Source organism: Holophaga foetida DSM 6591 (genome assembly GCF_000242615.2).
Taxonomy (GTDB): Bacteria; Acidobacteriota; Holophagae; order Holophagales; family Holophagaceae; genus Holophaga; species Holophaga foetida.
Genome location: NZ_KI912269.1, coordinates 429268 through 455707 on the forward strand (window position 1 = coordinate 429268; position 26440 = coordinate 455707).

Here is a 26440-nt window from a genome sequence, read left to right on the forward strand (position 1 = left end):
AGGGTGGCGCCCCGGCGTGACCGAAAGGTAAAACCCTCGCGGCAACACGGGATAGCGATAGTAAAAAAAGAGTTACACCAGGCCGTGCGCCTCGTACAACGCCGGATAGCTGCGAGTCTCCACGGGGGCATCCTCCAGCCCCAGCTGCACAAGCGCCTCCTGGATGGCCTCGGCGCTGCCTTCCAGCTCCAGGTAGGAGCCGAAGGGGGCCTCGTCCAGGCAGGCCGTGAGTCCGGGACGCGTCAGGACTTCCCTGCGCTTTTCCATGGAAAGCACGGGGGCGAAGCCCAGTTCCAGCAGAATGCCTTCCAGCACGCCTCCGTCTTCGATGCCGGTCTCCAGCTCCGGACGGATCTTGAGCCTGGCATCCGGCACTTTGGGCCCCTTCCAGGTCAGCCGAGTGGCCGATCCGTACTGGCGCACCCTCAGGGCGCACCCCTTCTCCAGCAGTTCCCGCTGCCGATCCCAGAGCACGCTCTTCTCGTTCTGGGCCTCCACGGAAGTCCGGAACCCCCGGGCCAGGAGGAGGGGTCGGAGCGCACCCAGATCGGAAACAGGGAGCTTCACTTCAGTTTCAAGAGGATGGGGCATGGCGGTTCCTGGGAGACTGATCGCATGATGAAGGATGTGGAGACTGCTTGATCCCTAAACGCTACCTCATTGCGACCCTTTTCATCGCCGCCATGCTCTTGATCATGGCGGTGGTGCGGGGTCCCGAGGCAGCTCGGACCGGAGGCAGGAGCCCGGAATCGGTGGCCGCCCCCCTGGGCCTGGAATCCTTTGAGCGGATCGCAGAGCTGAAGGTGCAGGAGGGATGGGCTCCCCGCTTCCAGGGGGCGCTGGATCCGGACCAATGGGAGGCTTGGCCCTACGGCGGCGGATTCGGAACGCCCTGGGAACCGGCTTCCGCCTACCTTGGCGACCAGGGGGTGGCTCTCAACGGCCCCAAGGGCCAGAGCGAGGTGGCCCTCTGGAAAGGCCTGGAGTGGCGCCACTACCGTTTCGATGCCCCGATTGCCAGCGCCCGCCTCGATCCAGACAAGGGCACCCGCCTGCTGGTGACCCTCGTGCTCGGCGCGGACCGATTCAGGACCCAGCTCCTGGAAATCCCCGAGGGCCGAGTGATCTGGTCTGTGGAGAGCGGCCCATGGAGCCGCTTCAGCTGGGACGGCGAATCCGTGCTCCTGGGGAGGCTCCGCCCGGAGGGAGGGCTGCTTCTGGCCTCCCTTCCGATGGACGAGGAGCCCCTGGAGCCCACCCTGGCCCCCTGGGACGAGAAGGGGCTGCCAGCGGCTCCCAAGGGCCTGGCCACCAAGGAGGAACAGCTCTGGGACGCAGGACGGGACATCAGCGGGTTCCGCCTCATGGTCCCCTGGGGCCCGGAGGCCCGGCTCTGGTTCCCCCGCAAGGACAGGCTCTGGATCAGCGAGAAGGATCGCTGGTCGTCCTGGAAGCTGGAGGATCGAGTCTGGCGTCGCATGGAAGTTGGTGAAGGCCGCCTGAGCGCCCTTCCGCCAGTGGCCATGGCCAGGACCATCAAGCCCAGGACAGGAGCGGGGCTCCGCTCCACCGCCCCGGTGGAGGGGGGCGCCTGGAGCGAGGTGCCAGCGGATTCCAAGGCTTGGCCCGACTACGACCCTGCCTGGACCTGGCTCTCCCTCGAAGGGGGCCACACCTCCTGGGACCTCCGATGGGGAAAGGACATGGATGGGCTTCCCCAGGAACGCCAGAGGGCGGCCCTGGACCGCGCCTTCCGCTCCGATTGGAGGACCGCCTCCAGGCTGCGGGCCTCCGTGCGAGGTTGGCTCAAGGAGGGACCGGAGGTCGCCCTGAGGGAGGTCCAGGGCGCCGCCTGGATCTGGACCGGAGACCGGGTGCTCCTGGTGCGCCTGCCGCCCCTGGAACGGATGCGCTGGATGCGGAAACACGGCAGGTGGAAATGAAGGGAACCTGAACGACGCGTTTTCAAGTACGGGTTCCGCCTGAATTTCTGATAGCGTAAGCGCAGCATTCTCATCGCCCCACGGCATCCCGAGGTTCCTATGCCACGTCTTCTCCTCGTGGACGACAATCCCAGCATCCACAAGATCGCCGAATCCCTCCTGGCACATACCCAGATCGAGCTGGTCTGTGCCGAAAGCGGCCATACGGCTCTGGGACTTGTCGAGTCGTCATCCCCCTTCGATGTAGCCCTGATCGATATCTCCATGGCCGGAATGGACGGGTGGGAGTTGCTGGACAAGCTGCGCTCCGCTCCCGGGACAGCCCGTCTGCCCATCGCCATGATGGCGGGCGTGCTGGACACGGTGGATCCCGACCGCCTGGCCAAGGCCCCCATCCAGGGCTTCCTCAAGAAGCCCGTGGAGTTGCGGGACTTGGCCGACCGGATCCAGGTGCTGCTGGACACCCCGGTTCCCGAGCCGGAGCCGATCCAGGAGCCCGAAGTCCCCACCACCTCCCCCTTCGAGACCCTGCCCGCCCAGAACCTTTCGGATCTTCAGGCCCGCTTGAACACCGACGACATCCTGGAGCTCACCGAAGAGGATCTCTATCCCGAGGAGGAGGCCCAGCCCTCCGGGCTCCCGGCCGAGGAACCCCTGGAGGAGGAGTTGGACCTGGAGGAGTTGGACCTGGAAAGCCTCAAGGATCTCAGTGATCCAGAGGACCTGCTGGCCCCCGAAGCGTTCTCGCCCGTGGAGCCCGCCCCCCTGCAGGAGCTCCCCCTCGACACCGATCTCATCACCGTCGACGATCTGCCGGATCTGGAAGAGGCCAACGCACGGACCACCCAGGAGACCCCGGTCATCAGCCTGGAGCCGGTCGCCGAACCGGAGTCCATGGAAGAAATGCTGGAATCCCCCTTCCCCGAAGCCCCCGAAGAGTTCGCGCACGAGCCTTCTGAGGAGCCAGCCGCCGCCGCCCTTGAGGAGGTTCCTGCAAGCGAAGCATCCACAGAGGAGGCCGCCACGGCACTCGATCTGGAGCTCCCGGAGGAGTCGATGGCCGCCCTTGAAGAGGCCCCCATCGTCGCCGCCCCGGTGGAAACCCCCGAGGAACAGGGCTCTGCTCAGCCGCCCCAGGAGCTCCCCACGACCCAAGCCCTTGTCGCCGCGCTCATGGCAGACCCAGCCCTCATGGGCGCCCTGGCCAAGGCGGTGGCGGCCCAGCTTTCGGACAAGACCCTGCGTGAAGTCGCCTGGGAGATCATGCCGGAGATCGCTGAACGCCAGAAGCTCCTATAGGACGGGACGGACATGATCACTGGATACAACACCGATGTCCGCCACGGCAGCCGGGTCTACCATGTCCAGACCGAGGACAAGGGGCTTTCCAACCCCCGCATCGAAACCCTGATCTACGTCGGGGGCGAGATCCTGGACAGCTACCGCAGCTCTTACGAGGATCTGACCGCTGTCCCCCCCATTCCCGAGGCCGCCATCCAGACCCGCATGGATGAGCAGCACAAAGCCATCATCCGGGACATCAAGACCGGCAAGTACGACACCACCCCTTCGGACCTGGAATCCGAAGAGAGGCGCGTCTTCAATGATCGCCCCCTGGACCAGGCCATCCTGGAATACCTCCAGCACGAAGGGGATGTGGACACCCTGGAACTGGTCCTGGACACCCCCCTGCACCCCACCTTCGGCACCCTCTTCCAGGTCAAGGTCCGGGCCCGCCTCTGCGTCAGCCAGAACCCGGTCCCTGATGCGGAAGTGGCCGTCCGACTCGTCTCCAGCCTCAAGAAGGCCAGCAATCTCCTGGTGGGACGCACCGACGCCGATGGATTCTTTGTCGGCCAAGTGGAGCTCCCCATGAGCCAGCCCGGCCATTGCGCCGTAGCTGTGACCTGTGTGAGCCCATCCGGAACGGACGAGCTTCGCGCGCTCATCACTGCGGCCTAGGCCATGAGCTCCTTCCCCTGGAAACAGGCTGCCTGCAGCCTCCTTTCGGCGGCAACCCTCAGCGCCCAAAGTACCGGCACCACCACGGCTGACCTGAGGGGCCAAGTCCGCTGGGCCGGTTCCTCCGCCCCTTCGGAGCTGCGGCTCCTGTTCAAGGCTCGCGGGACCCGCTGGAGGGTGGTTCCCGATGCCCAGGGCACCTTCATCTTCCATCTGCTTCCCCCCGGAGCCTATGAACTTGAGGTCTGGAGCGCCGGGAATGTCCGCCTGCACCTGCCCGATATCCAGCTCCACGCGGGCAATACCCATGAGCTCTCCCTGCTGGTCCCGCCCCCAGCCCAGGCCCAGGTGAGCGTGGAGGACACCCTGGGGTCGACGGGTAACGGCCGCACCCAGGCCGCCTGGGTGGTGGACTCGCAGCTCCTGACCGAGCTGCCCATCAATCGCAGGAATTTTGCGGACCTCAGCCTGGTGACCCCCCTGGCCACCACCGCCCGGGGACCCATCAACTCCGGCGCCCCCGACTCGGGGCTCAGCTTTGCTGGGGCCGGCCCCCGCCAGAACAACTTCATGGTGGACGGCCTGGACAACAACGACCTTGGGAATGGCAGCAGCCGCCTCCTGATGAGCCAGGAAGCCATCCAGGAATTCCAGGTCATCACGAACGGCTACGCCGCCGAGTTCGGTCGGGCCACCGGAGGGGTGGTCAACGCGGTGACCAGGAGCGGAAGCAACCAGACCGAAGGCACCCTGTTCTACTACCTCCGCCCCGGAGCCCTGGACGCCAAGTCCCCCCTGTCCGGAAGCAGCTCCAGCTTGCGGATGCACCAGTACGGCGCTTCGGCTTCCGGGCCCATCCTCAAGGATCGCCTTTTCTATTACGTCTGTGTTGAAGGTCTGAGGCGTAGCGACGAGAATCAGGTGACCATAGACCCGGCGGTGGCCGCCGCGATCCGCAGCGCTGGCTTCGATCTCCAGACGGGCTCCCAGAGGACCACCGAGGAGAGCCTGTCCCTCCTGGCCAAGCTGGACTACCTCCAAAGCTCAGAAAGCCGCTGGGGCTTGCGCCTGCTTCACAGCGACCAGCGCAGTGACGACCGGATCCCCTGGGGGGGCCTGAGGGCCCGCAGCGTGGGAGGCCGCCAGGATCTCCGCGACACGGCCCTTACCCTCACCCAGCAATGGATACCGAACGCCACTCTGATCCGGGAAACCAAGCTCATGTACACCACCCGGAGGAACGATCTCCGGGCCCTGGACGACGACCGGACGGTCCAGGTGGACATCCAGGGAGTCGCCAGCTTCGGCACCCAACGGCTGACGCCCCAGGCCACCCGCACCACCTACCTCCAGCTGGTGGACACCACAACGAAGGTGCTGGGTGACCACACCCTCAAGGCCGGAATCGACTGGCTGAACACCTACAACCGTGGTTCGGTGGAAAACAACTACGCGGGCTACTACCTCTTCCAGGCGCTGCCCGGTCTCCCACCCCAGTATTACCCGTTCCAGAATGGGTACTTCCCGGTGGCCTTCGTGCAGGCCTTCGGAGATCCGTTCACCTCCTTTCGAACGGACAACCAGAGCGCCTTCCTTCAGGACGAATGGCGCCCCCGCCAGGATCTGCTGCTCCGATTCGGGGTCCGCTACGACCGGGAGCGCATCCCAGCCTTCACGGACACGGCGGACTACCAGGCTCTCGGAAATACCGTCGGAGCCTATTCCGAGCTCTTCAAGACGCAGCGGGACTGGACCTCCTCCCGCTGGTCCCCCCGGTTCTCCTTCAGCTGGCAGGCCGCCCAGGCCTGGCGTTTCTTCGGCGGCTTCGGGTCCTTCATGGGCCAGACCAACCTAAGCCCCATCTTCGGCATACGGACCACGAACGGCAGCCAGGGCTACGGAATCCTCCTGACGGCCCTCGATACGAACACCCCCTACCAGGCATGGCTCAACCCCGACCATCGCTACACCTCCGATCCGGGAGGCCTTCCCCGAAGCCTTGTCATCCCTGGTTCCCACGAAGCTCCGATGAGCCGCCAGCTCAACCTGGGAGTGGAATGGAAGCCCAGGCCAGACCTGACCCTCACCCTGGACATCCTGCGATCCCAGGGGAGCCACCTCATGAACATGAGGGATGTGAACCCATACGTGAACCTCACCCAGCGGATCAACCCCGCCTATTCCAGCATCTACCGGATAGATGACTCCGGGGCGAGCCGCTACTCCGGCCAGGGCCTCACGGTGGATTGGCGCCCCTCCTCCCGCGCCCGATTCCAGGCATCCTACTGCCACAGCCAAGCGGAGGACAACGTCACGGACTGGGCCACCAGCCTGGCCCCCCAGAACCCTCTGGATCCCGACACCGAGTGGGGTGCCAGCTCCCAGGACCAGCGGCACCGGATCCTCGTAAGCGCAGTGCTGAGCAGCGGGGATGCGGGCGGGCCCTGGCGCAGGAACTGGACCTTGGGCCTCCAGGTGTCCATGGGCAGCGGACGTCCCTACACCCAATTGGCGGGTTTGGATCTCAACCTGAACGGTGACGGGTCCTCAGACCGCCCGGCTGGCGTGGGCCGCAACTCCGAGAACCTCCCCTGGAGTCGGCGCGTGGATCTCCGGATCAGCCGGGGCTTTGCCTGGGCGACCGTCCAGGGGGAGGCCTCCCTGGATGTCTTCAACCTCTTCAACCATGCGAATGTGACGGAAGTGCAGAACACCCTCAACTCCGATACCCCTGCCTATGGCACCCCCACGGACTACGAGGCCATGCGGCAAGTGCAGTGCGGGGTGCGATTCAAGTACTGACCCCGGGATGATATGCATTCGCAAACAAAAGAATAAATTCCACCACCAAGGCTCCAAGGGCACCAAGTTTCACCAAGAAAAGCAGGATGCGTTGACCAAGACACTCAGGCTCGGTTCCGGGAGGGGCAGGTGGCTATGGCACGCTCACGTGCCTTCGCCGCCTGTCCCTCCCGGAACGCGCGCGGCTTTGCTGCGCGCCCCCGCGTAGCGGGGCGGCCTGAGTGTCCAGCCTGGTGGAGCGATATGGCACGGGCTGGCTTTCACATTCGCCCTGGGGCAAAGCCATGGTCCGTTGGTAAGCCCTTGGTGAATCCTTGGTGTCTTCCTGTCTACCCTGTAAACCCTTGGGTTTACATCGCCCCCTGAAGCCGTGGATCGCACTTTCCCCGCCGTTCCCTATTCCTTGACGGAGGCCTGAACGACGAAAGGCAGATGCATCCCAGCAAAACGCCCGGGGTTCTGGATCCCCCTTTGCCGCATGGCACTATCAGCACTCTCCAGGAGTTCCCTGCCATGCTCCCCCTGAAGCCTGGCCCGGCCATGGCGGGCCGTAATGGCGTGCAGGAGCATGTCACAGGCTTCGAAGGCCACCTCCGCCTGGAGAAGGAAGCCCTGGGCATCCGTCCCCCGCTTCTGGGCCAGAGCCTCAAGGGCCCTCAGACGCAACGCCAGAGCGTGCCCATAGGGAGTCCCCTCCCTTTCAATGGCGTGGATGTCTGACCGGACCTGCCGCCACTGGCGGCGGGAGATCATCCCTCCGACAGAGATCTCCAGGCCCAGGATGGTCCGGGCCCGCAACTCCCAGCAGGTGATGGCAATGGCCTGGACCCGCAGCAGCATCGAGCGTTTCAGCTCCTTCCAGCAGCGTTCCAGGTAGTCCAGGGCCTCCAGGCGGGCACCCGCATAGAGTTCAATGCTCACCCTGGAGATGAACTCGTTGTAATGCTGAGCATGGAAGGCCCGATTGGACCAGAAAGCCATGGACTCCTGGAGGACCACTCGAGCCCGGTCAGGATCATCCTGGGCCAAGTGGAGCAGGTAGGAGTATCCGGTCTTCAGATTGGTGAGGGCCAGCAGATCCCCCTGCCCCTTGGCCTCCTGAAGGAGCTCCGGCAAGCGCCGCGCCACCTCAGGCAAGTCCCCCATGACGCTGTAACCCACGAGGGCCTGGAACTGGGCGATATGGATCTCGTAATCCAGCCCCGTGCAGTGTTCCCGTAGCAGTTGCTCAGCCTTGTCCAGAAGCTCGGCCCCTGCCTTCCACCGGCCCTGCATAATGGCGGCGATCCCGGCACCGATGAAGGCCCTTCCCATGGGGTTGGGGTGCCCCATCCGCTCCGCCAGGGAGAGTGCCTGGGCCAGGACGCGCCCCGTCTCCCTCTCGGAACGCAAACCGCCGTGGGCCAGGAAAGCCGCCTCATGAGCCAAGGCCCTGACCAGGCGGAAGGGTTCACCAGCCTTCAGGGTCAGGAGGAGCTGCCGGGCCTGGAAGTCGGCTCCCCGGATGGGATCGACCGGACCATAGCCCATGGCGGCAGCCCAAAGGATGTCGATGCGGTTGAGCAATCCCGCTGGGATGGATTCCTTGGCCTTCACCGTGAAGGAGAGGCCACGCAGCTTCAACCGGAGCCGCCCGTACAGGACCGAAAGCAGGGCCCGGGTCGGCGTGCGCGGGATCCTGGCCCCGGCCAGGGGAAGCAGGCCCTCCAGGATGGTGACGCCCCGGTCCATGTGACCGCTCCGCATGAACTCCTCGGAAGCCCGTCGCTGCAGGAAGACGTCCTCCTGGGCATCGTTTCCGGGTACGAGGCGGGAATAGGCCTCACCGGCCTCCGCGCTCCGACCGGCGCTGCTGAGCGCTTCGGCGTGTCGCAGAGCCAGAGCTCTGTGCTTGATGTAGGGACCTGGAAGGAGGGCCAGGGCCTCCCCGAAGAGATTCGCAGCCTGGTCAAAGGCCAGAGCACGCTCGGCCTGCTCGCCAGCGATCCCGAAATAGTGGGCGGCCTTCTCCTGGCCCCCGCCAGCCTTGAAGTGGGAGGCCAGAAGGATGGCATCGGCATCCCCACGGGATTCCATGGCAACCGCCAGACTAAGGTTTCCCTGGACCACCCGCGGAGCGTCCATCCCCTCCACCACCGCCTTCCGGACCCGCTCATGGTAGGGCTCCAGGACCTTCTCTTCCTGGGCTCCCCGCACCCGGATCAGCCGGAAGGCCCGAAGCTGGGAGAGACCGTGGTAACCTCCACCAGGCCTGCCCATGGCCTCCCGGGCTAGGCCCCAGGGTACGGGACAGGCAGCCAGGGACACCGTCTCCAGCAGCTCCCGGGCCTCCTCTGGCAGGGTTTGGATCCTGTCCTGGATGTAGCTGTCCAGACCGCTTCCCGAAGCGGAAATGGCACCCCGTCCCTCTCCGAGGAAATAGGCCAGTTCGCGGATGAAGAAAGGATTGCCGCCGGATTCCCGGGCGATCCGCTCCGCCAGCAACTCCCGCCCCTCCCCAGGCCCTCCCAGAAAACCCATGGCAAACGTCCGGGAGTCCGGCAGGCTCAGGCTGTGAAGCTCGATCTCGACGACGGGGCCGAAGACCTCAGCCTGCGAGGAGCGGAGCCGACGCAGGATCGGCGATGTATGCAGGTCATCACTCCTGAAGGTGATGATCAACATCAGAGCGGGTGCATCCGGGGAGCGGAAAAGCTCGGCCAGAAGGGCCTCACTGTCCAGATCTCCCCACTGCAGATCCTCAAGGACCAGTACCAGGGGATAGAGCTTGGCAAGCCGGACCATGAGTTCCCGGAAGGCGGAAAAGGCCCTTCTCCGCAATTCCACGGCATCCGGCAGGGAGGTCAAGGTCGGGAGTTCCGCAAGGCTGGGAACCTGCGCCAACACGGGGAAGAGCCTCACCAGAGCCTGCATATGCCTGGGGAAGAGAGCCTTGCAGGTCAGGGGAGGAAGGGCCTTCAGGCGGGTGCTCAGGGCATCCACCAGGCTGTCCAGGGCCTTGAAGGGCACGGTTTCCTGCTCATAGCAGCGCCCTGAGAGGATCTGGACCCTCGGTTCCCGCCGCCGCACCTCCGTCAGGAAGCGCTGCACAAGACCGCTCTTGCCGGATCCGGCTTCGCCGTGAAGCCAGACGGTGTGGGGGTCGCCATCCTGGAGTCGCTGGAACTCGCGGAGCAGGAGGCCCAGTTCTGCCTCGCGTCCAGGAACCTCCCGGACAGGCAGGTACCTGGCATGATGGCGTTCCTGGGGCACTGGGTTCCTGAGGCGGGAGAGGATCTCCTCGGCGGAGGGGCGCATGGCGGGATCCCGCTCCAGCAGGGCCATGCAAAGCCCCTCGATATCCTCCGGGAGCCCTTCCACCAGGAGCGAAGGCGGACAGGGATCCATTTCCGCCTTGGCGCGAACAATGTCCAGGTAGGTGCCAACGTAGGGAGGCTGGCCTGTCAAGACCTGGTAGAGCATAACCCCCAGGCTGTACCAGTCGCTTGCGGGGGAGCACTCCCCTCCCTCCAGCTGCTCCGGAGCAATGAAAGCAGGTGTTCCCGCAGGTCCGCCCGCATCCTTGGATTCTGTCACCAGATGGGTGGCCAGGCCGAAGTCCAGGATCACCAGACGCCCCTGGGGCGTGATGAGCACATTGCCCGGCTTGAGATCCCGATGGATGATCCCCGCCTCGTGCAGGGCACCCATGCCGTGGACCAGATCCACCAGGGCCCTGCGGATGATCTCGAAATCCTTGGGGGGGGGAACAGGGATAGGTCGTGGCGAAGCGGAAAGCGCCTCCCGAGAAAACATGATCCGGCCCGCTGTCCGGGGGTAGCGGCAGCAGGGTGATGTCCGACCGGAGGGGCAGCTCCGTCCCCCCGTCCGGGTGCAGGGTAGGCCCGGAATCGGAGCGGCCTGTATCTTCCTCCCTCAGGGCCGTGAAGAAGTCCCGGCCCTCTACCAGCTCCATGGTGAAGAACCAGCGATCTCCCTCCGTCAGCAGCTCGTGGAGCGTCGCCAGATTGGGGTGGCTGATGTCCGCCAGGGACCGGAATTCCTGCTTGAGTCGCAGAAGATCTGCGGCCTTGAAGGCGTGGGGCACCTTGAGGGCCACCCAGGCTTTACGCTCCTGGTCGAAGGCCTCGTAGACCTTCCCGAAGGAGCCCGAACCGAGACACCTCCGCAGGGTGAAACGCTCCGTGCCCCGAAATTCTTCCGTGGCGAACATGTGCCTAGTATCCCGAGCCTGGGCCAGGATTCAAGCGCCGATATGGGGGAGCAGTCCCGGGACATCCATGGCCACCCCGAAAGTCCCCTGGAGTTCCGCCATAACCGTCCGGTGAATCTGATCGGGCGCCAGGATCTGCCCTTCGGCATCCTCCAGTTCAAAGGCGACGATGGCATCTCGCATCAGGAGGACCTTGAAGCCCAGATCCGATGCTGTCCGAACGGTGGAGGACACGTCGTGGGCCGCCGTAAAACCGGCCACCACCAGACGATCCACACCCATCCCCCTCAGGACAGCTTCGAGTTCACTGCCCACGAAGGCGCTCTGGGCCATTTTGCCCAGGACCCGCTCCCCTTCGAGGGGCTCGCCTTCCGGCTTGAAGGCATGGCCGGGTTCCCGGGGATGCAGGGGGGAATGGGCATCCGCGGAGTCATGCCGGATATGGACCACGGGCCTGCCACTCCGGCGGAAGGCCGAGAGCAGTTCCTGGATCCGGACCTCAGCCTCCGGGTGGCTGCGGGCACCCCAGTGGGGCTCGTCCCAGGCCTTCTGGACATTGATGAGCAGCAGGGCGATGGTGGGAGGTAGCATGGGGATGTTTTACCCCGAACCCGAGCACGGAGGCCATCCATGATTTCCGGACGCACCCATCTCGCAGTGCTCACCCTGATCGCCTGCATGGGCTGCACCAGCGAGTCTCCCGAGGCCCAGGTCAAGCGGGCCTTCAACCAATGCATCCGGGACCTGGAGGGCGGGAACGGCGCTGCCGCCGCGGAAATCCTGAGCCCGGCATTCGAAGGACCGGATGGCATGGACCGGAATGCCGCCCGGCTTTTCCTCCTGGCCACCTTGAAACAGCAGCGGCTGGGCATCACCGTCCTTCAGAGCCACATCGAAGCCCGGGAGCAGGACGCCAACCAGGAGATTTCCGTCGTGGTGACCCAGCGCGGAGCCCAATCCGTTCTCCCCGACGAGAGCTCCCGCCAGGCATTCCGGATCAAGTGGGAGCGCCGCAAGGGGGAGTGGCGCGTGAAGGCACTGCGGCAGGGGAACTAGACCCTCGGCGGCTCCATCCCGAAGTGCCCCCAGCTTTCTTTGGCGGGCCCGTAGACATCCGGGACCTGGAGACCGGCCTGGCGCATCAGCACCGTCATCTGGCCACGGTGGTGGGTCTGATGGGTGATAAGCACCATAAGCGAGAGGCCCCGCATCCAGGTCTCACCGTACATATCGTCCTTCTCTTCAAGCGCTGCGTCGGACCAGCCGCCGAGCGCCTTGACCAGGCTGGCGCTGGCCCTGCTGTAGGCCTGGCAGATCTCCGCCATGGTGGCTGGCGGTTCACAGATGAAGCCCCCCTGGATCAGATCAGCCCCCTCCAGTCGGAGCCCCATCCGCCCCGGCATCTCGATGAGACACTCCACGATGTGCCAAGCCAGGCGGCGCAGGTCCCGGTGCTCCGGCCCCACGGCCTGCGCCACCGCCCCCTCGGGAATGGCCTGGAATAACCGCACACAGCCCCGGGATTCCTCGTCCCAGCAGGCAAGAAAGTCCTCAACGCGGCGAAACATGGCAGCTCCTGATTCGTGGCCCCAGCATACGCTAATCTTCTTTGACGGGGAGTCGAAATGGCAAGACAGTGTCAGGAAGAGGTGGAACGACATTGGGTGAGCTCCTCGGGCCGTCTGGCCGTGGAACTCCGGGCCCGCCAGATCGGCAAGGATCTCCTGGTCCTGATCACCGGGGGCGAGCCCCATATCGGCGCCGTTGGGGTCGGGTGTCCCCTGGGGGTCCGGGCCAGCGCCTCGGTCATCTCCCTGCCCGAACACCGGGACGACCGCATGGCCCACAAGGCCGCAGAGCGGATCTCATCGACCCTGAACTGCACCTGCACCGTCGTGGCGGGGGTACACTTCGATGACATCACGCCGGAGGAGATCCGGGAAACCATGAGGCTCTTCGAGGAGGTGCTGGAGGCATTCCTGAAGGCACGGACAATGGCCGGAGAATCAAGAATCTGTGCAGAAGACCCGCACATTTGAACCCAGAGTGGCGCAATATGGAATCCAACATCAGCCCCAAAATGAATTTTACCTTGATATTCAAACCATTACAGAGTGTGCATCTGCACAAGGATGTTGGCCAAGTCCCATTTCAGCTTCACAAACATTTCGGATTCGAATCAAACATCGTATACAACAATAAGACAGATCATTTCGATTACATCGAAAGTGAACTCCACGGCCTGAACATCATCAAATCAAACACGTGGATATATCTAATAAAAAATGCACGCAAAATTGACTCCCTGATGGTATTCCATGTAAGCACTCAATCCATCTATGCCATCCTGCTATATAAATTCCTGAATCCGAATGGCTTCGCCTACCTCAAGGCGGACATTGGAGACTCAGAGTTGGCCTATGCGAAATGGGGGAACCGAAACCATCTCACCCAGCTTAAGCGATCCATTCTTTTCCGCTCCCTCCTCCGAAAACTGGACCTGCTGTCCATCGAATGCAGAGAGGTCTTTGAAAAGATTACCCAGGTGCCATCCGGCAAGAAGATCCACATGCCAAATGGTTTCGATCCAGAGATGGCCGTCCACTATGGCGTAAAACCCCGCCCATTCGACCAGAAAGAAAATATCATCCTGCTGGTTGGACGGCACGGCGCCAGACAGAAGAATTCCGAGCTCATGCTGCGAGCCATGGAACTCATGGAAGATCTCGGCAACTGGAGAGTCCTCTTCATTGGCCCCATGACGAACGAATTCCGGCGGTTGAAGGACGACTTCCTGGAGACACACCCAAGGCTGAAGGGGCACGCCGAGTTTCTTGGGAACATCAGCAACAAGTCAGAGCTCTTCGGCTTCTACAGCCGAGCCAAGATCTTCTGCCTTCCCTCACGCTGGGAAAGTTGGGGGTTGGTCTGCGGGGAAGCCCTCTCCTTCGGGAATGTGCTGGTCATGTCGAAGGAGATCGTTTCAGCCCCAGACCTCACTGATGATGGGCGGGCGGGCTTCATGATCGAAGGCGAGAACCCCAAAGCCTGGGCCGACACCCTGAGCACACTGATGGGGGATCAGGATCGACTGGCCGATTTCTCCCAGCGGGCGAGTGCCCATTTCAACCGCAACTTCATATGGAAGAACCTGCTGCACGATCTGGCTGACCGCATCCGGCACACGTAACACGAGGGGGTGCCCAGGCCATCCGGACACCCCCTCTGCTCGCTGTCTGGAAAGGGTCCTACAGGCAGGCCTTGGCGGTCTTCACCAGGTTCTCGGCGGTGAGGCCGAACTGCTCGTAGAGGATCTCGGCGGGGGCGCTGGCGCCAAAGTGGTCCAGGCCAATGTTGGCGCCCTCCAGGCCGGTGAAGCGCTGCCAGCCGGTGGTAACACCCGCCTCGATGGAGACACGGGCCGTCACAGCCTTGGGGAGCACCTGCTCGCGGTAGGCCTTGTCCTGAGCCTCGAAGAGCTCCCAGCAGGGCATGGACACCACGCGGGTGGGGATGCCCTCGGCCTCCAGGGCCTTGCGGGCCTCGATGGCGATGTGGACCTCGGAACCGGAGCCCATGAGGATGACCTTGGGGGAGGCGCTGGCCTCCTCCAGGATGTAGGCGCCCTTGGTGGCACCCTTGGCCTTCTCGGGATCCAGCACCGGCAGCTTCTGGCGGGTGAGGGCCAGGGCGGTGGGGGTCTTGGTGCTGGCGGCTGCGATCTTCCAGGCCTCGGCGGTCTCGTTGGCGTCTGCGGGGCGGAAGACCTGGAGGCCAGGGATCAGGCGCAGGGCCATGACGTGTTCGATGGGCTGGTGGGTGGGGCCGTCCTCGCCCACACCGATGGAATCGTGCGTCCAGACATAGGTGACGGGCAGGCCCATCAGGGCCGCCAAGCGCACGCTGGGACGCATGTAGTCCGCGAACACCAGGAAGGTGGCGCCGAAGACCTTGAGGCCGCCGTGGAGGGCCATGCCGTTCATGACGGCGCCCATGGCGTGCTCGCGGATGCCGAAATGGAAATTCCGGCCGCTGGCCTTGGGGGTAAAGTCCCCGCCATCCTTGAGGTTGGTGTTGTTGGAAGGAGCCAGATCAGCGCTGCCGCCCACCAGGTTGGGGAGCTTGGCGGCGATGGCATTGAGCACCTTGCCGCTGGCTTCGCGGGTGGCGGCCTTCTCGGTGACAGCGAAGGAGGGCACAGCGCCTTCCCAGCCCGCGGGCAGCTCGCCCTTGAGGAAGCTCTCGCACTCGGCGGCCAGTTCGGGGAAGGCCGTGCGGTAGGCCTCGAAGCGTCCCTTCCATTCGGTCTCGAGCTTCTGACCCCGGTCCTGGCAGTTCCGCCAATGACTCAGGGCCTCGGCGGGCACGGAGAAGTGGGCCTCGGGGTCCACGCCCAGGATCTGCTTGGTGGCCCGGATCTCCTCCTCGCCCAGGGGAGCGCCGTGGGCGTTGTGGGAGTTCTGCTTGGTGGGGGCGGGCCACCCGATGATGGTCTTGCACTCGATGAGGGTGGGCTTGCCGCAGGGCTCCTGGGCTTTCTTGTAGGCCCGGTGGAGGGCCGTCAGGTCCTCGCCGTCCTCGACCTTCAGGTAGCGCCAGCCCATGGCCTCGAAGCGGCCCTGGATGTCCTCGCTGAAGGTCAGATCCGTGTGCCCCTCGATGGTGATGGTGTTGCTGTCGTAGAGCACGACCAGCTTCTCCAGGCCCAGGTGGCCCGCCAGGCTGGCGGCTTCATAGCTGATGCCTTCCATGAGGCAGCCGTCACCCACGAAGGAGAAGGTGCGGTGGTTCACCACCTGGTGGCCGGGGCGATTGAACCGGTCCGCCATCCAGCGCTCGGCAATGGCCATGCCCACGGCGTTGGCGATACCCTGGCCCAGGGGGCCCGTCGTGGTCTCGACGCCGACGGTGTGGCCGAACTCGGGGTGGCCGGGGGTCTTGGAGCCCCACTGGCGGAAGTTCTTGAGGTCCTCCAGCTCCAGGCCGTACCCCGAGAGGTGCAGCAGGCTGTAGATCAGCATGGAGGCGTGGCCGCAGGAGAGCACGAAGCGATCCCGATCCGCCCAGAGGGGATTGACGGGATTGTGCTTCAGGAACTGGGTCCAAAGCACATAGGCTGCAGGGGCCTGGGCCATGGGAGCACCGGGGTGGCCGCTGTTGGCCTTCTGGATGGCGTCCATGGACAGGCAGCGGATGGAATCGACGCAGAGCTTGTCGATGTTGGTGGCGGAAAAAGTCATGGCAGGGCCCCTCAAGCGAACCGCCCATTTTCCCATGGAGGGACGGGAAGTCCAAACGCTGTTTCTCCGATTTGCGGCCCTTCCATCCCTCCTGTTAATTTGGCGGATGCCTCAGTTGCCTGACCGTCCTCTCCGAATCCTGGTGATCCAGTTCCGCCATGTGGGAGATGTGCTCCTCACGACCCCAGCCCTGAAGGCACTCAGGGATCGTTATCCCCAGGCACGGATTGACTACCTCACGGAACCCGGCCCCTCCCACATCCTCAGGGGAAATCCCCACATCGACGCCGTGATCCTCCGGAAGCGGAAGGCCACCCTGAGGGAAGACTGGGCCCTGATCCGCACCCTGCGCCGGACCCAATACGACCTGGTCTTCGATTTCTTCAGCAATCCCACCAGCGCCATACTCGCCCGCCTGAGCGGAGCTCCCTGCCGCGTCGCCCGGAGCCGATTCGGGCGGAACTTCCTCTATTCCCACACGCCGGTGGTGAACCATCAGGAGGATGTCTACTCGCCGACACACAAGCTGGCCCTGCTCAGGGCCATGGGCGTCCCGGCCGCGATCTGCCCGCCGATCCTCGAAATCCCCAGGGAATCCGCAGACAGGATCGCCCAGTTCCTGCAGGATTCGGCCATCGCGCCTGAAGCCAGGCTGGTGACGATGGATACCACCAGCCGCCTTGCGGACAAGAAGTGGGAAGGCCAGCGTTTCCTTCAGTTGGCGGACTGGTTGACAGAAAAGCACGGAGCCAGGGTCGTTTTCATCTGGGGGCCCGGGGAAAAGGAGGAAGTCGAGGACTTGATCACACAGGGGCGTCACGCCCACCTGCTGGCTCCGCCAACCTCCCTCATGGAGCTGGCCGCCCTCATCGCCAAATCCCATCTGCACATCGGCAACTGCTCGGGTCCCCGGCATATCGCGGTGGCTGTCGGCACGCCCACCCTGACCATCATGGGCCCCACGCTCCCGGCCAACTGGACCTACCCCTCACCCGAACACCAGGCCCTGCGGGGCAATACCCAGTGCCCGGCCTGCCGCGAGCAGAGCTGCACCCTCCACCACCGAATGGAGGATGTGAGGGTGGAGGACGCCAAGGCTGCGCTGGAAAGCATGTTCGAGCGCGGTTCGATCCGGTAGCGACCTAGACCTTCCCGAGCAGCAGGCCAGCTTCCTCCGCCACCCGCAAAGGTTCCAGGAGCCGAAGGCAGGAAAGGTGGTCGCACTTGCGGTTCCGGCAGGGAGAGCAGCCAATCCCCGTGCGAACGATGCGGAACGGCGTTTTCCGCCAGGGCTCGTTCAGCACCGGGTCCGAGGGGCCGTAGATGGCCAGGGCCGGGGTGTGCACCAGGGAGGCGATGTGGAGGGGGCCGGTATCGCCGCCGATGTAGATACGGGCCTGCTCAAGAACAGCCGCCATCTCCTTCATGGAGGTGAGGGGCAGGACATGGATCGGATGGCGGGCGACCTTGACCAGGCGTTCGACCATCTCCTCCTCGCCGGGGCCCCAGCCGATGACCGCCGGGACGCCGAAGCGCTCCCATACCAGATCTGCCACCCGCCCAAAGGATTCCGCAGGCCAGCGTTTGTATGCCCCCACCTTGCTGGTACCCGGGTAGAGGAAGGCATAGCCCTTGGGCACCAGCCCATGCTCCGCCAGGAAGCCCTGGGCCATGGAGCGGTCCCCTTCCCCGATGGGGAGGGTCGGCTCCGGCTCGGTCACCGCAGGGTCAAAATAACGGGGCAGCAGGAAATTGCGGTCGTAGCGAGAGAGCTTGCCCGCCACCAGAGGCACCCGTTCCGTCAGGAAGATATGGGATCCCTCCTTGGCGATCCCCTTGGGGTAGCCGACCCGCCGGGGGCTCCGGGTCAGGAAGGCCAGGAAGGCACTCTTGGCCACCCCATGGAAGTCCACCACCAGATCGTAGCCTTCGGCCTTCAGTTCGCGACCGAAGGCCAGCATGGCCCGGAAGCGCGCCAGGCCCTTGAGCTTGTTCCAGGCGCGGCGGGGCGCGATTTTCAGGGCGTCCACCCCCTCCAGGCCGGTGATGATCTCGGCGCAGCGGTCCTCCACCAGCCAGTGGATCGTGGCCTGGGGGAAGATCCCCCTCAGAGCCAGGACCGAAGGCACGGTGCGCACCACGTCCCCGATCGCCGAAAGGCGGATCACCAGGATCTTCTTGGGCATGGACATTCCCCGGTTCAGTACGGCTTGTAGGACTTCTCTTCCACCAGGTCCGAGCCCAGCAGCTCATTGATCTGGCGCTTCAGGTTCGCCCGCGTGTCGTTCTCGTGGTAGACGGCCCGGGCCAGTTCGATGAAACGGGCGCCGAAATCCTTCCTGCGCTCCCAGTCCCGGATCTCGTCCTCGATCTCCCAGAGGCCCTCGTTCACCTTCTTGAGATCCGCCTCCAGCTGCGCAAGTCCGGCCTGGGCCTCCCGGGCCTGGTTGCGCAGGGGCGCCAGGGCCTCCATCTCCTTGCGGACATTGGCCACCTTGGCGGGGTCCTCGATGCGCTCGGTCTTGATCACAAGGATCGTGTACTTGTCGATCAGTTCGCCCCAGGAGACGGGAGTGAGGACGGCCATGGAGTTCCTTCCGAAAAGAAGGACCAGGATACCTCGTCCCCCGAGGCTGCGGCTAGGGTGGTGTCCCAGTGAGATGCGGATCATTCAAAGCAGGGCTGACACCACGCTAGGGCCGGGCAGATCCCTCCTTGAAAATTAAATTTTGCACAATATAATTGACTACGGAATTTATTTCCGCGAAAGGAGATCCCATGGCGGCACCCATCTACGACATCCATGTGACGACCATCGAAGGCGAGGAGATTCCTCTGGAACGTTACGTCGGCAAGGTGCTCCTGATCGTCAACACCGCCAGCAAGTGTGGGTTCACACCTCAGTATGAAGGCCTTGAAGAGCTCTACCGCCGCTACCGCGACAGGGGATTTGAAGTCCTGGGCTTTCCCTGCAATCAGTTTGGCGGGCAGGAACCCGGCACGGACGCCGAGATCCAGACCTTCTGCCAACTCACGTATCAAGTGGACTTCCCTCTCTTCGCCAAGCTTGAGGTGAACGGCGAGGGAGCCCACCCCCTCTACCGCTTCCTCAAGGGGGAAGCCCGGGGCCTGCTGGGCAGCGAAGCCATCAAGTGGAACTTCACCAAGTTCCTGGTGGATCGCCAGGGAGAGGTGGTGAACCGCTTCGCCCCCACCACGCCCCCAGCCAAGCTTGCCGCCGAAATCGAGGCCCTCCTGTGAGCTCCGATGGCATGCGCCTGGATGAGCAGCTCTGCTTCGCCCTCTACGCCGCTTCCCGGGCAATGACCCAGGCCTACCAGCCCTTCCTGGCCCCCCTGCGCCTGACCTATCCCCAGTACGTGGTCATGCTGGTGTTATGGGAGGGCGATGGCCTCACCGTGAGCGAGATCGGCGAGCGCCTCAGGCTGGACTCGGGAACCCTGACGCCCCTGCTCAAGCGCCTGGAGGGCCTGGGTTACGTCACCCGCCGCCGCAGCCTTGAGGACGAGCGCAGGGTGCTGGTCAGCCTCACGGAGGGAGGCTTGGCCCTCCGGGCCGGGGCTCTGGAGATGCGGCAGAACATGGTGTGCAGCCTCCAGCAGCGGGCGGATCTCTCCGCCGCCGAAGGGCTCCGGGAGGCCCTCAAGGACTTGATCGAGGTCCTCAGTCCCCGACAAGGGGTCGTGTCGGAATAGTGTTCCCCATTATCAGCTTGCTTCAACCAAGACCGAGGGACTCTGGGCCAGTTACCGCTATGATGGCGGGGAGATCCTTTCGGAGGGAACATGGGTATGGCCAGCAAGATTGCCCTGGGATGTGGCGGACTCGTGGTCCTGGTGCTGGTGGTCCTGGGACTTACCGGGGTGGGCTCGTACAACTCGCTCAACAGCCTCAACCAGGCGGTGGAGGCCCAGTGGGGCCAAGTGGAGAATGTCTACCAGCGGCGGGCCGACCTGGTACCCAACCTGGTCGAAACGGTCAAGGGCGCGGCGGCCTTTGAGAAGGAGACCTTCATGGCCGTCACGGAGGCCCGCGCCAAGGTGGGCCAGGTGTCCGCAGGAAAGGCACCTTCCGATGCAGCCTCCCTGGCCCGCTTCCAGCAGGCCCAGGAGGGCCTGGGATCGGCCCTCTCCCGCCTCCTTGTGGTGGTCGAAAAATATCCCGACCTGAAGGCCACCCAGAACTTCCGGGACCTCCAGGCCCAGCTGGAGGGTACCGAGAACCGCATCGCCGTGGAGCGCATGCGCTTCAACCAGGCGGCCCAGGCCTTCAATACCAAGCGGAACAGCTTCCCGACCCTGATCGTAGCGGGCTTCCTGGGTGACCGATTCCGGGACAAGGCCTACTTCAAGGCCCAGGCCGGGGCCGAGACGGCTCCGAAGGTCTCCTTCCAGTAACATGCACAGGCTCCTCTCCCTGTTTCTGCCCCTGCTGCTCCTCTGGGGCAGCCTGGGGCTGGATGCCCAGGAGCCCCTTCCTCCGGCCCCCAGGCAGTGGGTGACCGATACCCAGGGAGTGCTCTCTCCCGCGAAGCGGGCCATCCTGAACCGGCGCCTGGCGCAGTACGAAAAGGCCACCGGACACCAGGTCCTGGTGTGGATTGGGGGAAGCATCGGAGGCGGTGCCCTGGAGGACTGGTCGGCCCGCACCTTCGAGTCATGGAAGGCCGGACGCAGCGGAAAGGATGATGGGCTCGTCCTTTTCATCCTGGCCCGGGACCGCAAGCTCCGCATCGAGGTGGGCTACGGACTGGAGGGCCAGGTGCCCGATGCCGTGGCCTCCCGGATCATCCGGGAGGCCATCACACCCAGGCTCGCCGCGGGGGACTGGGACGGGGCTGTGGAAGCGGGGGTCGACGGACTCCTGGCCAAACTGGGAGGCGAAACCCGGGAGGGGGCGCGCGCCGAAGGTGCCCGGCAAAAGGGCGTGCGAAGCCTCAGTCTTGGCCAGATCATCCTGTTGGCCATCCTGGGGCTGGGCTTCCTGGTCCTCCTGGTGACCCATCCCAGCCTGGCCATCGGACTCATCTTCAGCCTTCTCTCCGGAGGCCGCGGGGGAGGTGGTGGCGGTTCGGGGGGATGGTCCGGGGGGGGTGGACGTTCGGGGGGTGGTGGGGCTTCGGGTTCATGGTAATCGAGGGGAGGGGCCCATGTTCTGGATGACGCGGAGAAGCCTGGTGAAGTGCCTGGACCAGGCCCGCATTGTCGCGGCCATCGAATCCGCCGAGCGCGCGACATCGGGGGAGATCCGTGTCTCGGTGGCGCCTTTCTTCTGGGGGCGGGTGGACCGAGTTGCCTGGAAGGCCTTCCATCGGCTTGGCATGGATCAGGCTGCTGAGCGGAATGGCATCCTGATCTTCCTGGTGCCCAGCCGACGCCGCTTCATGGTCCTGGGCGACGAGGGCATCCACGCGAAGGTCGGTCAGGACTTCTGGAGCGATGTGGCGGCCTGCCTTCAGGCCTCCTTCCGACGGGGCGCCTTCACCGAGGGGCTGGAGAACGGTATCTCCCTGATCGGGGAGCGGCTTGCCGATCACTTCCCCCATGCAGGCGAGGCCGATCGGAACGAGCTGCCGGATCACGTGGACTTTGGGGGCTGACTAGACTTCCGGCATACGATGCCCTCTCACCTCAGCGGCAGGCGAGAGACTGGCTGAAGAGCCAATCGAAGAGCGCAGGATCCCGGTAGCAGGGGCTGGGGTCATGGCCCATGCCCTCGTATTCGCTGTATTTGACAATGGCGATGCCGTTCAGGGTCAGGGTCTTAGTGGTCCGGTTGTGGCCCGTGAGGGTATCCGTCGTGGTGGACTCGACGGCCTGTGCATAGGCGGCCTTGAGGTTGGCATAGGTCGTGCGGGCGACCTGGACTCTATCTGCGGTGTCGCTCAAGCCGATGTGGTACCAGAGCGCGCTTTTGCCCACAGCCGCCGTGGCCAGCTGAGACTCGCTCTGGCCCGCGACCCGGATGATCCCTGCGAACAGCTTGCCCTTGGTCAGCATGCCGCGGACGAGCTTGAAGCTGCCGGAGCCGCCCTGGGAAAAGCCCGTCAGATAGATCCGGTTCGGATCGATGCGGTAGCCCGCCTGCAAGGCCTGATCGATCAGATCGCCCAGCCAGGCACCATGCTCTTCCGTGGAGTAGTTGTTGAAGTCGAGGTAGAAGGAGGGGTATTCCTGGCGGGTGGCCGTCGGGAAGAGATTACCCTCGCCCCAGCAGCCATTCACCACCAGGGGATAGGTCCTGGAGGCGTTCGCCGCCCGGCCGTAACCCCAGGGCGTCACCAGGTCGAGGCTGTCCAGCGTCTGGGTGACCGGCGCATCCGTCGCCGTGAAGGTCTCGGCGGGGGTGGTCACCGGACATTCGGCCGCCACCAGGGTGACAGTGAAGCTGGTGGCACTGGTGGCCGTCCCCTGGGGCGTGGTCAGGGAGATCGAACCGCTGGAGGCACCGGTGGGCACCTCGGCGGTGACCTGGGTGGCACTCACCGACTGGAAAGTGGCCGCGGGTGTGCTGTTGAAGCTCACGGCCGTGGTGTCGGCGAGATTCGTCCCCGTCAGGGTCACGGAGGTGCCCACGGGACCCGAAGTGGGGCTGAAGCTGCTGAGGGAAGGCCCCGTGCCCGCAGGGGGAAGTACGTTTGCGTCCGAAGAACCACCCCCCCCCACATCCCACGCTCTCCGCGAGCAACAGGAGCAGGAGGCGCCGAGAAGATATTCACCACAAAAATCAGACGCAAACCCTTTGGTTTCAGCTTGTGATCATTTTTTCAACTTACCGTGATCAATTTTTGATACGATACAACCACGACGGGCCGCAGGACCCGCTCAGGGGCACACCCCAAAACATCGTTCACAGGAACCAACCAGAGCTTGCTATCTGGTTCACACCAGCACTCACCGGAAGGCTGGAGCCAACCCATAAGGTCAAAAGGGACCATCCAGTTCATCGCCATAGCGATAGGCGGTGCTCTGCGTTCATGGATCACCAGACACCGGAGGCCCAGCAGAAACGCAAGCCTAACCACGGAGCCCCCATGGACCATCTTTCATCACACAAGCGAATCAAGGTGAACGTCAATCACCGGGAAATCCAGGTTTACAGCGACCTGACCATCCTGCAGGCCCTCCTGCAGGAGAATCTGCACATTCCTCACCTCTGCTACGACATCCGACTGGAGAGATCCATCGGAAACTGTGGACTGTGCGTCGTTGAAGTGGTTGAAGGCGAAGTCATCCGCGAAGTGAAGGCATGCCAGACCCCCATCCGCGAGGGTATGGTCATCCATACCCAGAACCCGAAGCTGGAAAGCTATCGCAAGGTGCGGCTTCAGCAGATCCTGGCAGACCACAATGCGGATTGCGTGGCACCCTGCGTCCAGACCTGTCCGGCCGGTATCGACATCCAGAAATACCTCCGCCACGCAAGCCACGGGAACTTCGAGAACGCGCTGCGGGTGATCAAGGACCGAAACCCCTTTCCCCAGGCCTGCGGCCGGGTATGCCCGCATCCTTGCGAGACGCAGTGCCGCCGGAACCTCGTCGACACCCCGGTGGCGATCAACCACGTCAAGCGCTTCATCGCCGACTGGGACATAAGCCGCGACACCGCGTGGCTCCCAGAGAAGGAGGCCCCCACCGGCAAGCGCATCGCGATTGTCGGTGGGGGCCCAAGTGGGCTGTCCGCAGCCTACTACAGCGCCATCAACGGCCACGAAGTGACCGTTTTCGAGCGCCAACCCGAGGCCGGAGGCATGATGCGCTATGGCATTCCAGAGTATCGTCTGCCCAAGGTGACACTGGACGCCGAGATCAACCACATCCAGAAACTGGGGGTGCGGCTGGAGACAGGCAGATCGCTGGGGACCCACCTCCGGCTCGAGGAGCTGCGCAACAACTTCGACGCTGTATTCCTGGCCATTGGCTCATGGCGGGCCACATCGATGAACCTCGAGGGCGAAAACCAGGATGGGGTCTGGCAGGGCATCAACTTCCTGGCGGCAGTCACCAAGCGAGCCCCTGTGCATCTGGGGGAGACCGTGGTGGTCGTGGGAGGCGGCAACACCGCCATCGACTGCGCCAGGGTCGCCCAGCGCATGGGGGCAAAGAAGGTGCAACTCCTCTACCGCCGGACCCAGGAGGAGATGCCAGCGGAACCCATGGAGATCGAAGAGGCGCTCCACGAAGGGGTGGAAATGCTCTTCCTGACAGCCCCCCAGGCGATCACAGCCGCCCATGGCAGGAAGCAGGTCCTCTGCCTCAAGATGCAGCTGGGAGAACCGGACCGTTCCGGACGCCGCCGACCGATCCCCATCGAGGGAAGCGACTTCAGCCTTGAGGCCGACACGATCATCGGCGCGATCGGCCAGAGCACCGACACCCAGTTCCTTTTCAATGATCTCCCGGTAAAGCTCAATCCCTGGGGAGATATCGAAATCAACGGCAAGACATCGCAGACCTCCGAAACAGGGGTGTTCGCAGGCGGCGACTGTGTCACCGGACCGGCTACGGTTATCCAGGCCGTGGCTGCGGGCCGTCGCGCCGCGGAAGCCATGGACGACCTCCTGCGGCACGGCTATGTCAGGGAGGGCAGTGTTGATTACAGCTGCAGCCGTGGCAGTCTGGAAGACCTTCCCAGGTGGGAGATGGAAGCCTTCCCAAGGCTGGAGCGGCACCCCATGCCAGCACTCCCCGTTTACGCCCGGCTGCGATCCTTCGCCGAAGTGGAACTCGGATTCGACGAGGAAAGTGCCGTAGCCGAGGCCCGCCGTTGCATGAAGTGCGGGTGCCACGAGCGCTATGACTGCGCCCTTCGCAAGGAGGCCAGCGCCCATGAAATCGTCTTCACAGCCCCCCTTCATGAGCGCCCACGCCTTGAGATCACAGAAGACCATCCGTTCATCGTCCGCGACCACAACAAGTGCATCGCGTGCGGTCGCTGCATCGCGGTCTGCCAGCAGGTGGAGGGCCCGGATGTCCTCGCCTTCCATGCGCGGGAAGGCCGACAGATCGTCGCCACCCGGAACGGCCTGCCCCTGAAGGATACCGATTGCGTCAGCTGTGGCCAGTGCGTCAATGCCTGCCCATGCGGTGCACTCATCGCAAAAAGCGAGAAGGAGAGCGTCTTTCGAGCTATAAATAACCAAAACCTCACGACAGTTGCATTTGTGGCCCCGGCGGTCAGGAGCGTCATTTCGGCCGAGTTCGGCATTCCCTTCGATCAGGCTTCGAACTTCATGTCGGGCCTCCTGAAGAAGCTCGGATTCGGAAAAGTGTTCGACTTCAGCTTTGCGGCCGACCTGACCATCATGGAGGAAACCACGGAATTCCTGGACCGCGTCTCATCGGGCGGGGTCCTTCCTCAGTTCACGTCATGCTGCCCCGGGTGGGTGAACTTCGTGGAGCGCCGCTATCCGGACCTTATCCCCCACCTGTCGTCCTGCAAATCGCCGCAGATGATGATGGGCGCCACCGTGAAGAACCACTTCGCCAGCACTTCCAGAGCAGACAGGAGGAACCTCTTCGTGGTTTCAATCGTGCCATGCATCGCAAAGAAGCACGAAGCGGCCCGCCCGGAGTTCGCCCCGGACGGCATCCGTGATGTCGACGCAGTCCTGACCTCAACGGAAATCCTCGAGATGCTCTACCTGAAGCGCATTGACCCCTCGACGATCCCCATGGTGCCCTTCGATCCTCCCTATCAGCAGGTGTCCGGTGCAGGCGTCCTTTTCGGCGCTTCGGGTGGGGTTGCAGAGGCCGCCCTGCGCCTAGCGGTGGAAAAGCTCACCGGCCAGGCCAGATGCACCCAGCTCGACTTCGAAGAGATCCGCGGATTCGAGGGCCTCAAAGAAGCCACCATCGAGACCCAGGACTCGCGGGTCAGAGTGGCGGTGGTGAGTGGCCTCCACAACGCGGCCCGGCTGGCGGAAGAGATAGCACAAGGACAAGAGACCGGCTACGACCTCATCGAGGTCATGGCCTGCCCCGGTGGCTGCATCTGCGGAGCTGGCCATCCCGTGCCCGAAAAGGTCGGAACCCTGAATGATCGCCAACAGGTGCTTGTGGACATCGACAAGACCTCCAGCCACCGCAAGTCCCAGGAAAACCCCGACATCCACCGCCTCTATGACGAGTTCTTCGGGGAGCCCAACTCCCCCCTCGCCCACAAGCTGCTGCACACACACTACTCCCCGTTCCGGGAAGAGGGCACTCGCCGCGGGTGATGAGTCGCAAGCATCCTCACTGACCGTCAAAAGCCCCCTC

Annotated in this window: 22 protein-coding genes and 1 pseudogene; 14 read left to right on the top strand and 9 right to left on the bottom strand. The window is 64.0% G+C overall.

What is annotated here, in order from left to right; genetic code table 11:
• Positions 1-72: 72 nt before the first annotated feature.
• Positions 73-591 (bottom strand): class IV adenylate cyclase, encoded by a 519-nt coding sequence (locus tag HOLFODRAFT_RS23600; protein ID WP_005035232.1) that lies wholly within the window; start codon positions 589-591, stop codon positions 73-75.
• A gap of 47 nt (positions 592-638) precedes the next feature.
• Here HOLFODRAFT_RS23600 and HOLFODRAFT_RS0217365 point away from each other — a divergent pair, with 47 nt between their 5' ends.
• From HOLFODRAFT_RS0217365 to HOLFODRAFT_RS0217380, 4 genes are all read left to right on the top strand, one after another.
• Positions 639-1943: a hypothetical protein gene (locus tag HOLFODRAFT_RS0217365; RefSeq protein ID WP_005035230.1), complete on the top strand. Its 1305-nt coding sequence runs from the start codon at positions 639-641 to the stop codon at positions 1941-1943.
• A 99-nt stretch (positions 1944-2042) separates the two neighbouring features.
• Positions 2043-3242: a response regulator gene (locus HOLFODRAFT_RS0217370; protein WP_005035227.1), complete on the top strand. Its 1200-nt coding sequence runs from the start codon at positions 2043-2045 to the stop codon at positions 3240-3242.
• 12 nt (positions 3243-3254) lie between these two features.
• Positions 3255-3905 (top strand): hypothetical protein, encoded by a 651-nt coding sequence (locus HOLFODRAFT_RS23605; protein ID WP_005035225.1) that lies wholly within the window; start codon positions 3255-3257, stop codon positions 3903-3905.
• Positions 3906-3908: 3 nt separating this feature from the next.
• Positions 3909-6707: a TonB-dependent receptor gene (locus HOLFODRAFT_RS0217380; protein WP_005035222.1), complete on the top strand. Its 2799-nt coding sequence runs from the start codon at positions 3909-3911 to the stop codon at positions 6705-6707.
• Between the two features lie 396 nt (positions 6708-7103).
• Here the strand turns inward: HOLFODRAFT_RS0217380 and HOLFODRAFT_RS0217385 are convergent, their stop codons facing one another.
• The 3 genes and pseudogenes from HOLFODRAFT_RS0217385 to HOLFODRAFT_RS22130 form a co-directional block, all read right to left on the bottom strand.
• On the bottom strand, positions 7104-10502 hold the full coding sequence (locus HOLFODRAFT_RS0217385) for an ATP-binding protein (protein ID WP_005035219.1): 3399 nt from the start codon (positions 10500-10502) through the stop codon (positions 7104-7106).
• 121 nt (positions 10503-10623) lie between these two features.
• Positions 10624-10920, bottom strand: a pseudogene (locus HOLFODRAFT_RS25865) (protein kinase domain-containing protein); the annotation flags it as partial.
• A 30-nt stretch (positions 10921-10950) separates the two neighbouring features.
• Positions 10951-11511: an isochorismatase family protein gene (locus HOLFODRAFT_RS22130; RefSeq protein WP_005035216.1), complete on the bottom strand. Its 561-nt coding sequence runs from the start codon at positions 11509-11511 to the stop codon at positions 10951-10953.
• A gap of 39 nt (positions 11512-11550) precedes the next feature.
• On the opposite strand from HOLFODRAFT_RS22130, the gene HOLFODRAFT_RS0217395 reads away from it, so the two are divergent.
• Complete coding sequence (locus HOLFODRAFT_RS0217395) at positions 11551-11976, top strand: hypothetical protein (RefSeq protein WP_005035214.1); 426 nt, start codon at positions 11551-11553, stop codon at positions 11974-11976.
• Here the strand turns inward: HOLFODRAFT_RS0217395 and HOLFODRAFT_RS0217400 are convergent.
• Entirely contained in the window at positions 11973-12488 is a 516-nt protein-coding gene (locus HOLFODRAFT_RS0217400; protein ID WP_005035212.1) for a DinB family protein, read from the bottom strand. The genes HOLFODRAFT_RS0217395 and HOLFODRAFT_RS0217400 overlap by 4 nt on opposite strands.
• Positions 12489-12545: 57 nt before the next feature.
• Here HOLFODRAFT_RS0217400 and lpdD point away from each other — a divergent pair, with 57 nt between their 5' ends.
• Both lpdD and HOLFODRAFT_RS0217410 read left to right on the top strand, forming a co-directional pair.
• Entirely contained in the window at positions 12546-12959 is a 414-nt protein-coding gene (lpdD, locus tag HOLFODRAFT_RS0217405; protein WP_005035210.1) for a prenylated flavin chaperone LpdD, read from the top strand.
• A gap of 17 nt (positions 12960-12976) precedes the next feature.
• On the top strand, positions 12977-14110 hold the full coding sequence (locus HOLFODRAFT_RS0217410) for a glycosyltransferase family 4 protein (RefSeq protein ID WP_005035208.1): 1134 nt from the start codon (positions 12977-12979) through the stop codon (positions 14108-14110).
• Positions 14111-14168: 58 nt separating this feature from the next.
• On the opposite strand, the gene tkt is transcribed toward HOLFODRAFT_RS0217410, so the two are convergent.
• Positions 14169-16160, bottom strand: a complete 1992-nt coding sequence (tkt, locus tag HOLFODRAFT_RS0217415; protein WP_005035206.1) for a transketolase — start codon at positions 16158-16160, stop codon at positions 14169-14171.
• A 115-nt stretch (positions 16161-16275) separates the two neighbouring features.
• Between tkt and HOLFODRAFT_RS22135 the strand changes: the two genes are divergently transcribed.
• A complete protein-coding gene (locus HOLFODRAFT_RS22135; RefSeq protein WP_158412984.1) occupies positions 16276-17298 on the top strand; it encodes a glycosyltransferase family 9 protein in 1023 nt (340 codons plus the stop codon).
• 4 nt (positions 17299-17302) lie between these two features.
• Here HOLFODRAFT_RS22135 and HOLFODRAFT_RS0217425 read toward each other — a convergent pair whose 3' ends face one another.
• Both HOLFODRAFT_RS0217425 and HOLFODRAFT_RS0217430 read right to left on the bottom strand, forming a co-directional pair.
• Positions 17303-18346 (bottom strand): glycosyltransferase family 9 protein, encoded by a 1044-nt coding sequence (locus tag HOLFODRAFT_RS0217425; RefSeq protein WP_005035202.1) that lies wholly within the window; start codon positions 18344-18346, stop codon positions 17303-17305.
• 14 nt (positions 18347-18360) lie between these two features.
• Positions 18361-18747, bottom strand: a complete 387-nt coding sequence (locus HOLFODRAFT_RS0217430; protein ID WP_005035200.1) for a DUF6165 family protein — start codon at positions 18745-18747, stop codon at positions 18361-18363.
• A 191-nt stretch (positions 18748-18938) separates the two neighbouring features.
• On the opposite strand from HOLFODRAFT_RS0217430, the gene HOLFODRAFT_RS0217435 reads away from it, so the two are divergent.
• The 5 genes from HOLFODRAFT_RS0217435 to HOLFODRAFT_RS0217455 all read left to right on the top strand — a co-directional run bounded on the left by HOLFODRAFT_RS0217435 (position 18939) and on the right by HOLFODRAFT_RS0217455 (position 21780).
• Complete coding sequence (locus tag HOLFODRAFT_RS0217435; RefSeq protein WP_005035198.1) at positions 18939-19421, top strand: glutathione peroxidase; 483 nt, start codon at positions 18939-18941, stop codon at positions 19419-19421.
• Positions 19422-19432: 11 nt separating this feature from the next.
• Positions 19433-19876 carry a MarR family winged helix-turn-helix transcriptional regulator gene (locus HOLFODRAFT_RS22140; RefSeq protein WP_005035196.1) on the top strand — a complete coding sequence of 148 codons (444 nt, stop codon included), beginning with the start codon at positions 19433-19435 and terminating at the stop codon, positions 19874-19876.
• 90 nt (positions 19877-19966) lie between these two features.
• Positions 19967-20578 carry a LemA family protein gene (locus tag HOLFODRAFT_RS0217445; protein WP_005035194.1) on the top strand — a complete coding sequence of 204 codons (612 nt, stop codon included), beginning with the start codon at positions 19967-19969 and terminating at the stop codon, positions 20576-20578.
• Position 20579: 1 nt separating this feature from the next.
• Positions 20580-21314, top strand: coding sequence for a TPM domain-containing protein (locus tag HOLFODRAFT_RS25145; RefSeq protein WP_005035192.1), 735 nt, complete (start codon positions 20580-20582; stop codon positions 21312-21314).
• A 16-nt stretch (positions 21315-21330) separates the two neighbouring features.
• A complete protein-coding gene (locus tag HOLFODRAFT_RS0217455) occupies positions 21331-21780 on the top strand; it encodes a TPM domain-containing protein (RefSeq protein ID WP_005035189.1) in 450 nt (149 codons plus the stop codon).
• 31 nt (positions 21781-21811) lie between these two features.
• On the opposite strand, the gene HOLFODRAFT_RS23610 is transcribed toward HOLFODRAFT_RS0217455, so the two are convergent.
• Complete coding sequence (locus tag HOLFODRAFT_RS23610; RefSeq protein ID WP_005035186.1) at positions 21812-22846, bottom strand: IPT/TIG domain-containing protein; 1035 nt, start codon at positions 22844-22846, stop codon at positions 21812-21814.
• A 368-nt stretch (positions 22847-23214) separates the two neighbouring features.
• Between HOLFODRAFT_RS23610 and HOLFODRAFT_RS0217465 the strand changes: the two genes are divergently transcribed.
• Positions 23215-26400, top strand: a complete 3186-nt coding sequence (locus HOLFODRAFT_RS0217465; protein ID WP_005035184.1) for an NAD(P)-binding protein — start codon at positions 23215-23217, stop codon at positions 26398-26400.
• Positions 26401-26440 lie beyond the last annotated feature (40 nt).

Excerpts from the sequence above, each read along its gene's own strand:
- lpdD (WP_005035210.1), top strand. The coding sequence starts at position 12,546 with ATGGCAAGACAGTGTCAGGAAGAGGTGGAACGACATTGGGTGAGCTCC.
- HOLFODRAFT_RS22130 (WP_005035216.1), bottom strand. The coding sequence starts at position 11,511 with ATGCTACCTCCCACCATCGCCCTGCTGCTCATCAATGTCCAGAAGGCC.
- HOLFODRAFT_RS0217430 (WP_005035200.1), bottom strand. The coding sequence starts at position 18,747 with ATGGCCGTCCTCACTCCCGTCTCCTGGGGCGAACTGATCGACAAGTAC.
- HOLFODRAFT_RS0217370 (WP_005035227.1), top strand. The coding sequence starts at position 2,043 with ATGCCACGTCTTCTCCTCGTGGACGACAATCCCAGCATCCACAAGATC.
- HOLFODRAFT_RS0217445 (WP_005035194.1), top strand. The coding sequence starts at position 19,967 with ATGGGTATGGCCAGCAAGATTGCCCTGGGATGTGGCGGACTCGTGGTC.
- HOLFODRAFT_RS0217410 (WP_005035208.1), top strand. The coding sequence starts at position 12,977 with ATGGAATCCAACATCAGCCCCAAAATGAATTTTACCTTGATATTCAAA.
- HOLFODRAFT_RS0217455 (WP_005035189.1), top strand. The coding sequence starts at position 21,331 with ATGTTCTGGATGACGCGGAGAAGCCTGGTGAAGTGCCTGGACCAGGCC.
- HOLFODRAFT_RS0217380 (WP_005035222.1), top strand. The coding sequence starts at position 3,909 with ATGAGCTCCTTCCCCTGGAAACAGGCTGCCTGCAGCCTCCTTTCGGCG.
- HOLFODRAFT_RS23605 (WP_005035225.1), top strand. The coding sequence starts at position 3,255 with ATGATCACTGGATACAACACCGATGTCCGCCACGGCAGCCGGGTCTAC.
- HOLFODRAFT_RS23600 (WP_005035232.1), bottom strand. The coding sequence starts at position 591 with ATGCCCCATCCTCTTGAAACTGAAGTGAAGCTCCCTGTTTCCGATCTG.
- HOLFODRAFT_RS0217465 (WP_005035184.1), top strand. The coding sequence starts at position 23,215 with ATGGACCATCTTTCATCACACAAGCGAATCAAGGTGAACGTCAATCAC.
- HOLFODRAFT_RS25145 (WP_005035192.1), top strand. The coding sequence starts at position 20,580 with ATGCACAGGCTCCTCTCCCTGTTTCTGCCCCTGCTGCTCCTCTGGGGC.
- HOLFODRAFT_RS0217385 (WP_005035219.1), bottom strand. The coding sequence starts at position 10,502 with ATGTTTTCTCGGGAGGCGCTTTCCGCTTCGCCACGACCTATCCCTGTT.
- HOLFODRAFT_RS0217400 (WP_005035212.1), bottom strand. The coding sequence starts at position 12,488 with ATGTTTCGCCGCGTTGAGGACTTTCTTGCCTGCTGGGACGAGGAATCC.
- HOLFODRAFT_RS0217395 (WP_005035214.1), top strand. The coding sequence starts at position 11,551 with ATGATTTCCGGACGCACCCATCTCGCAGTGCTCACCCTGATCGCCTGC.
- HOLFODRAFT_RS0217425 (WP_005035202.1), bottom strand. The coding sequence starts at position 18,346 with ATGCCCAAGAAGATCCTGGTGATCCGCCTTTCGGCGATCGGGGACGTG.
- tkt (WP_005035206.1), bottom strand. The coding sequence starts at position 16,160 with ATGACTTTTTCCGCCACCAACATCGACAAGCTCTGCGTCGATTCCATC.
- HOLFODRAFT_RS22140 (WP_005035196.1), top strand. The coding sequence starts at position 19,433 with ATGCGCCTGGATGAGCAGCTCTGCTTCGCCCTCTACGCCGCTTCCCGG.
- HOLFODRAFT_RS0217435 (WP_005035198.1), top strand. The coding sequence starts at position 18,939 with ATGGCGGCACCCATCTACGACATCCATGTGACGACCATCGAAGGCGAG.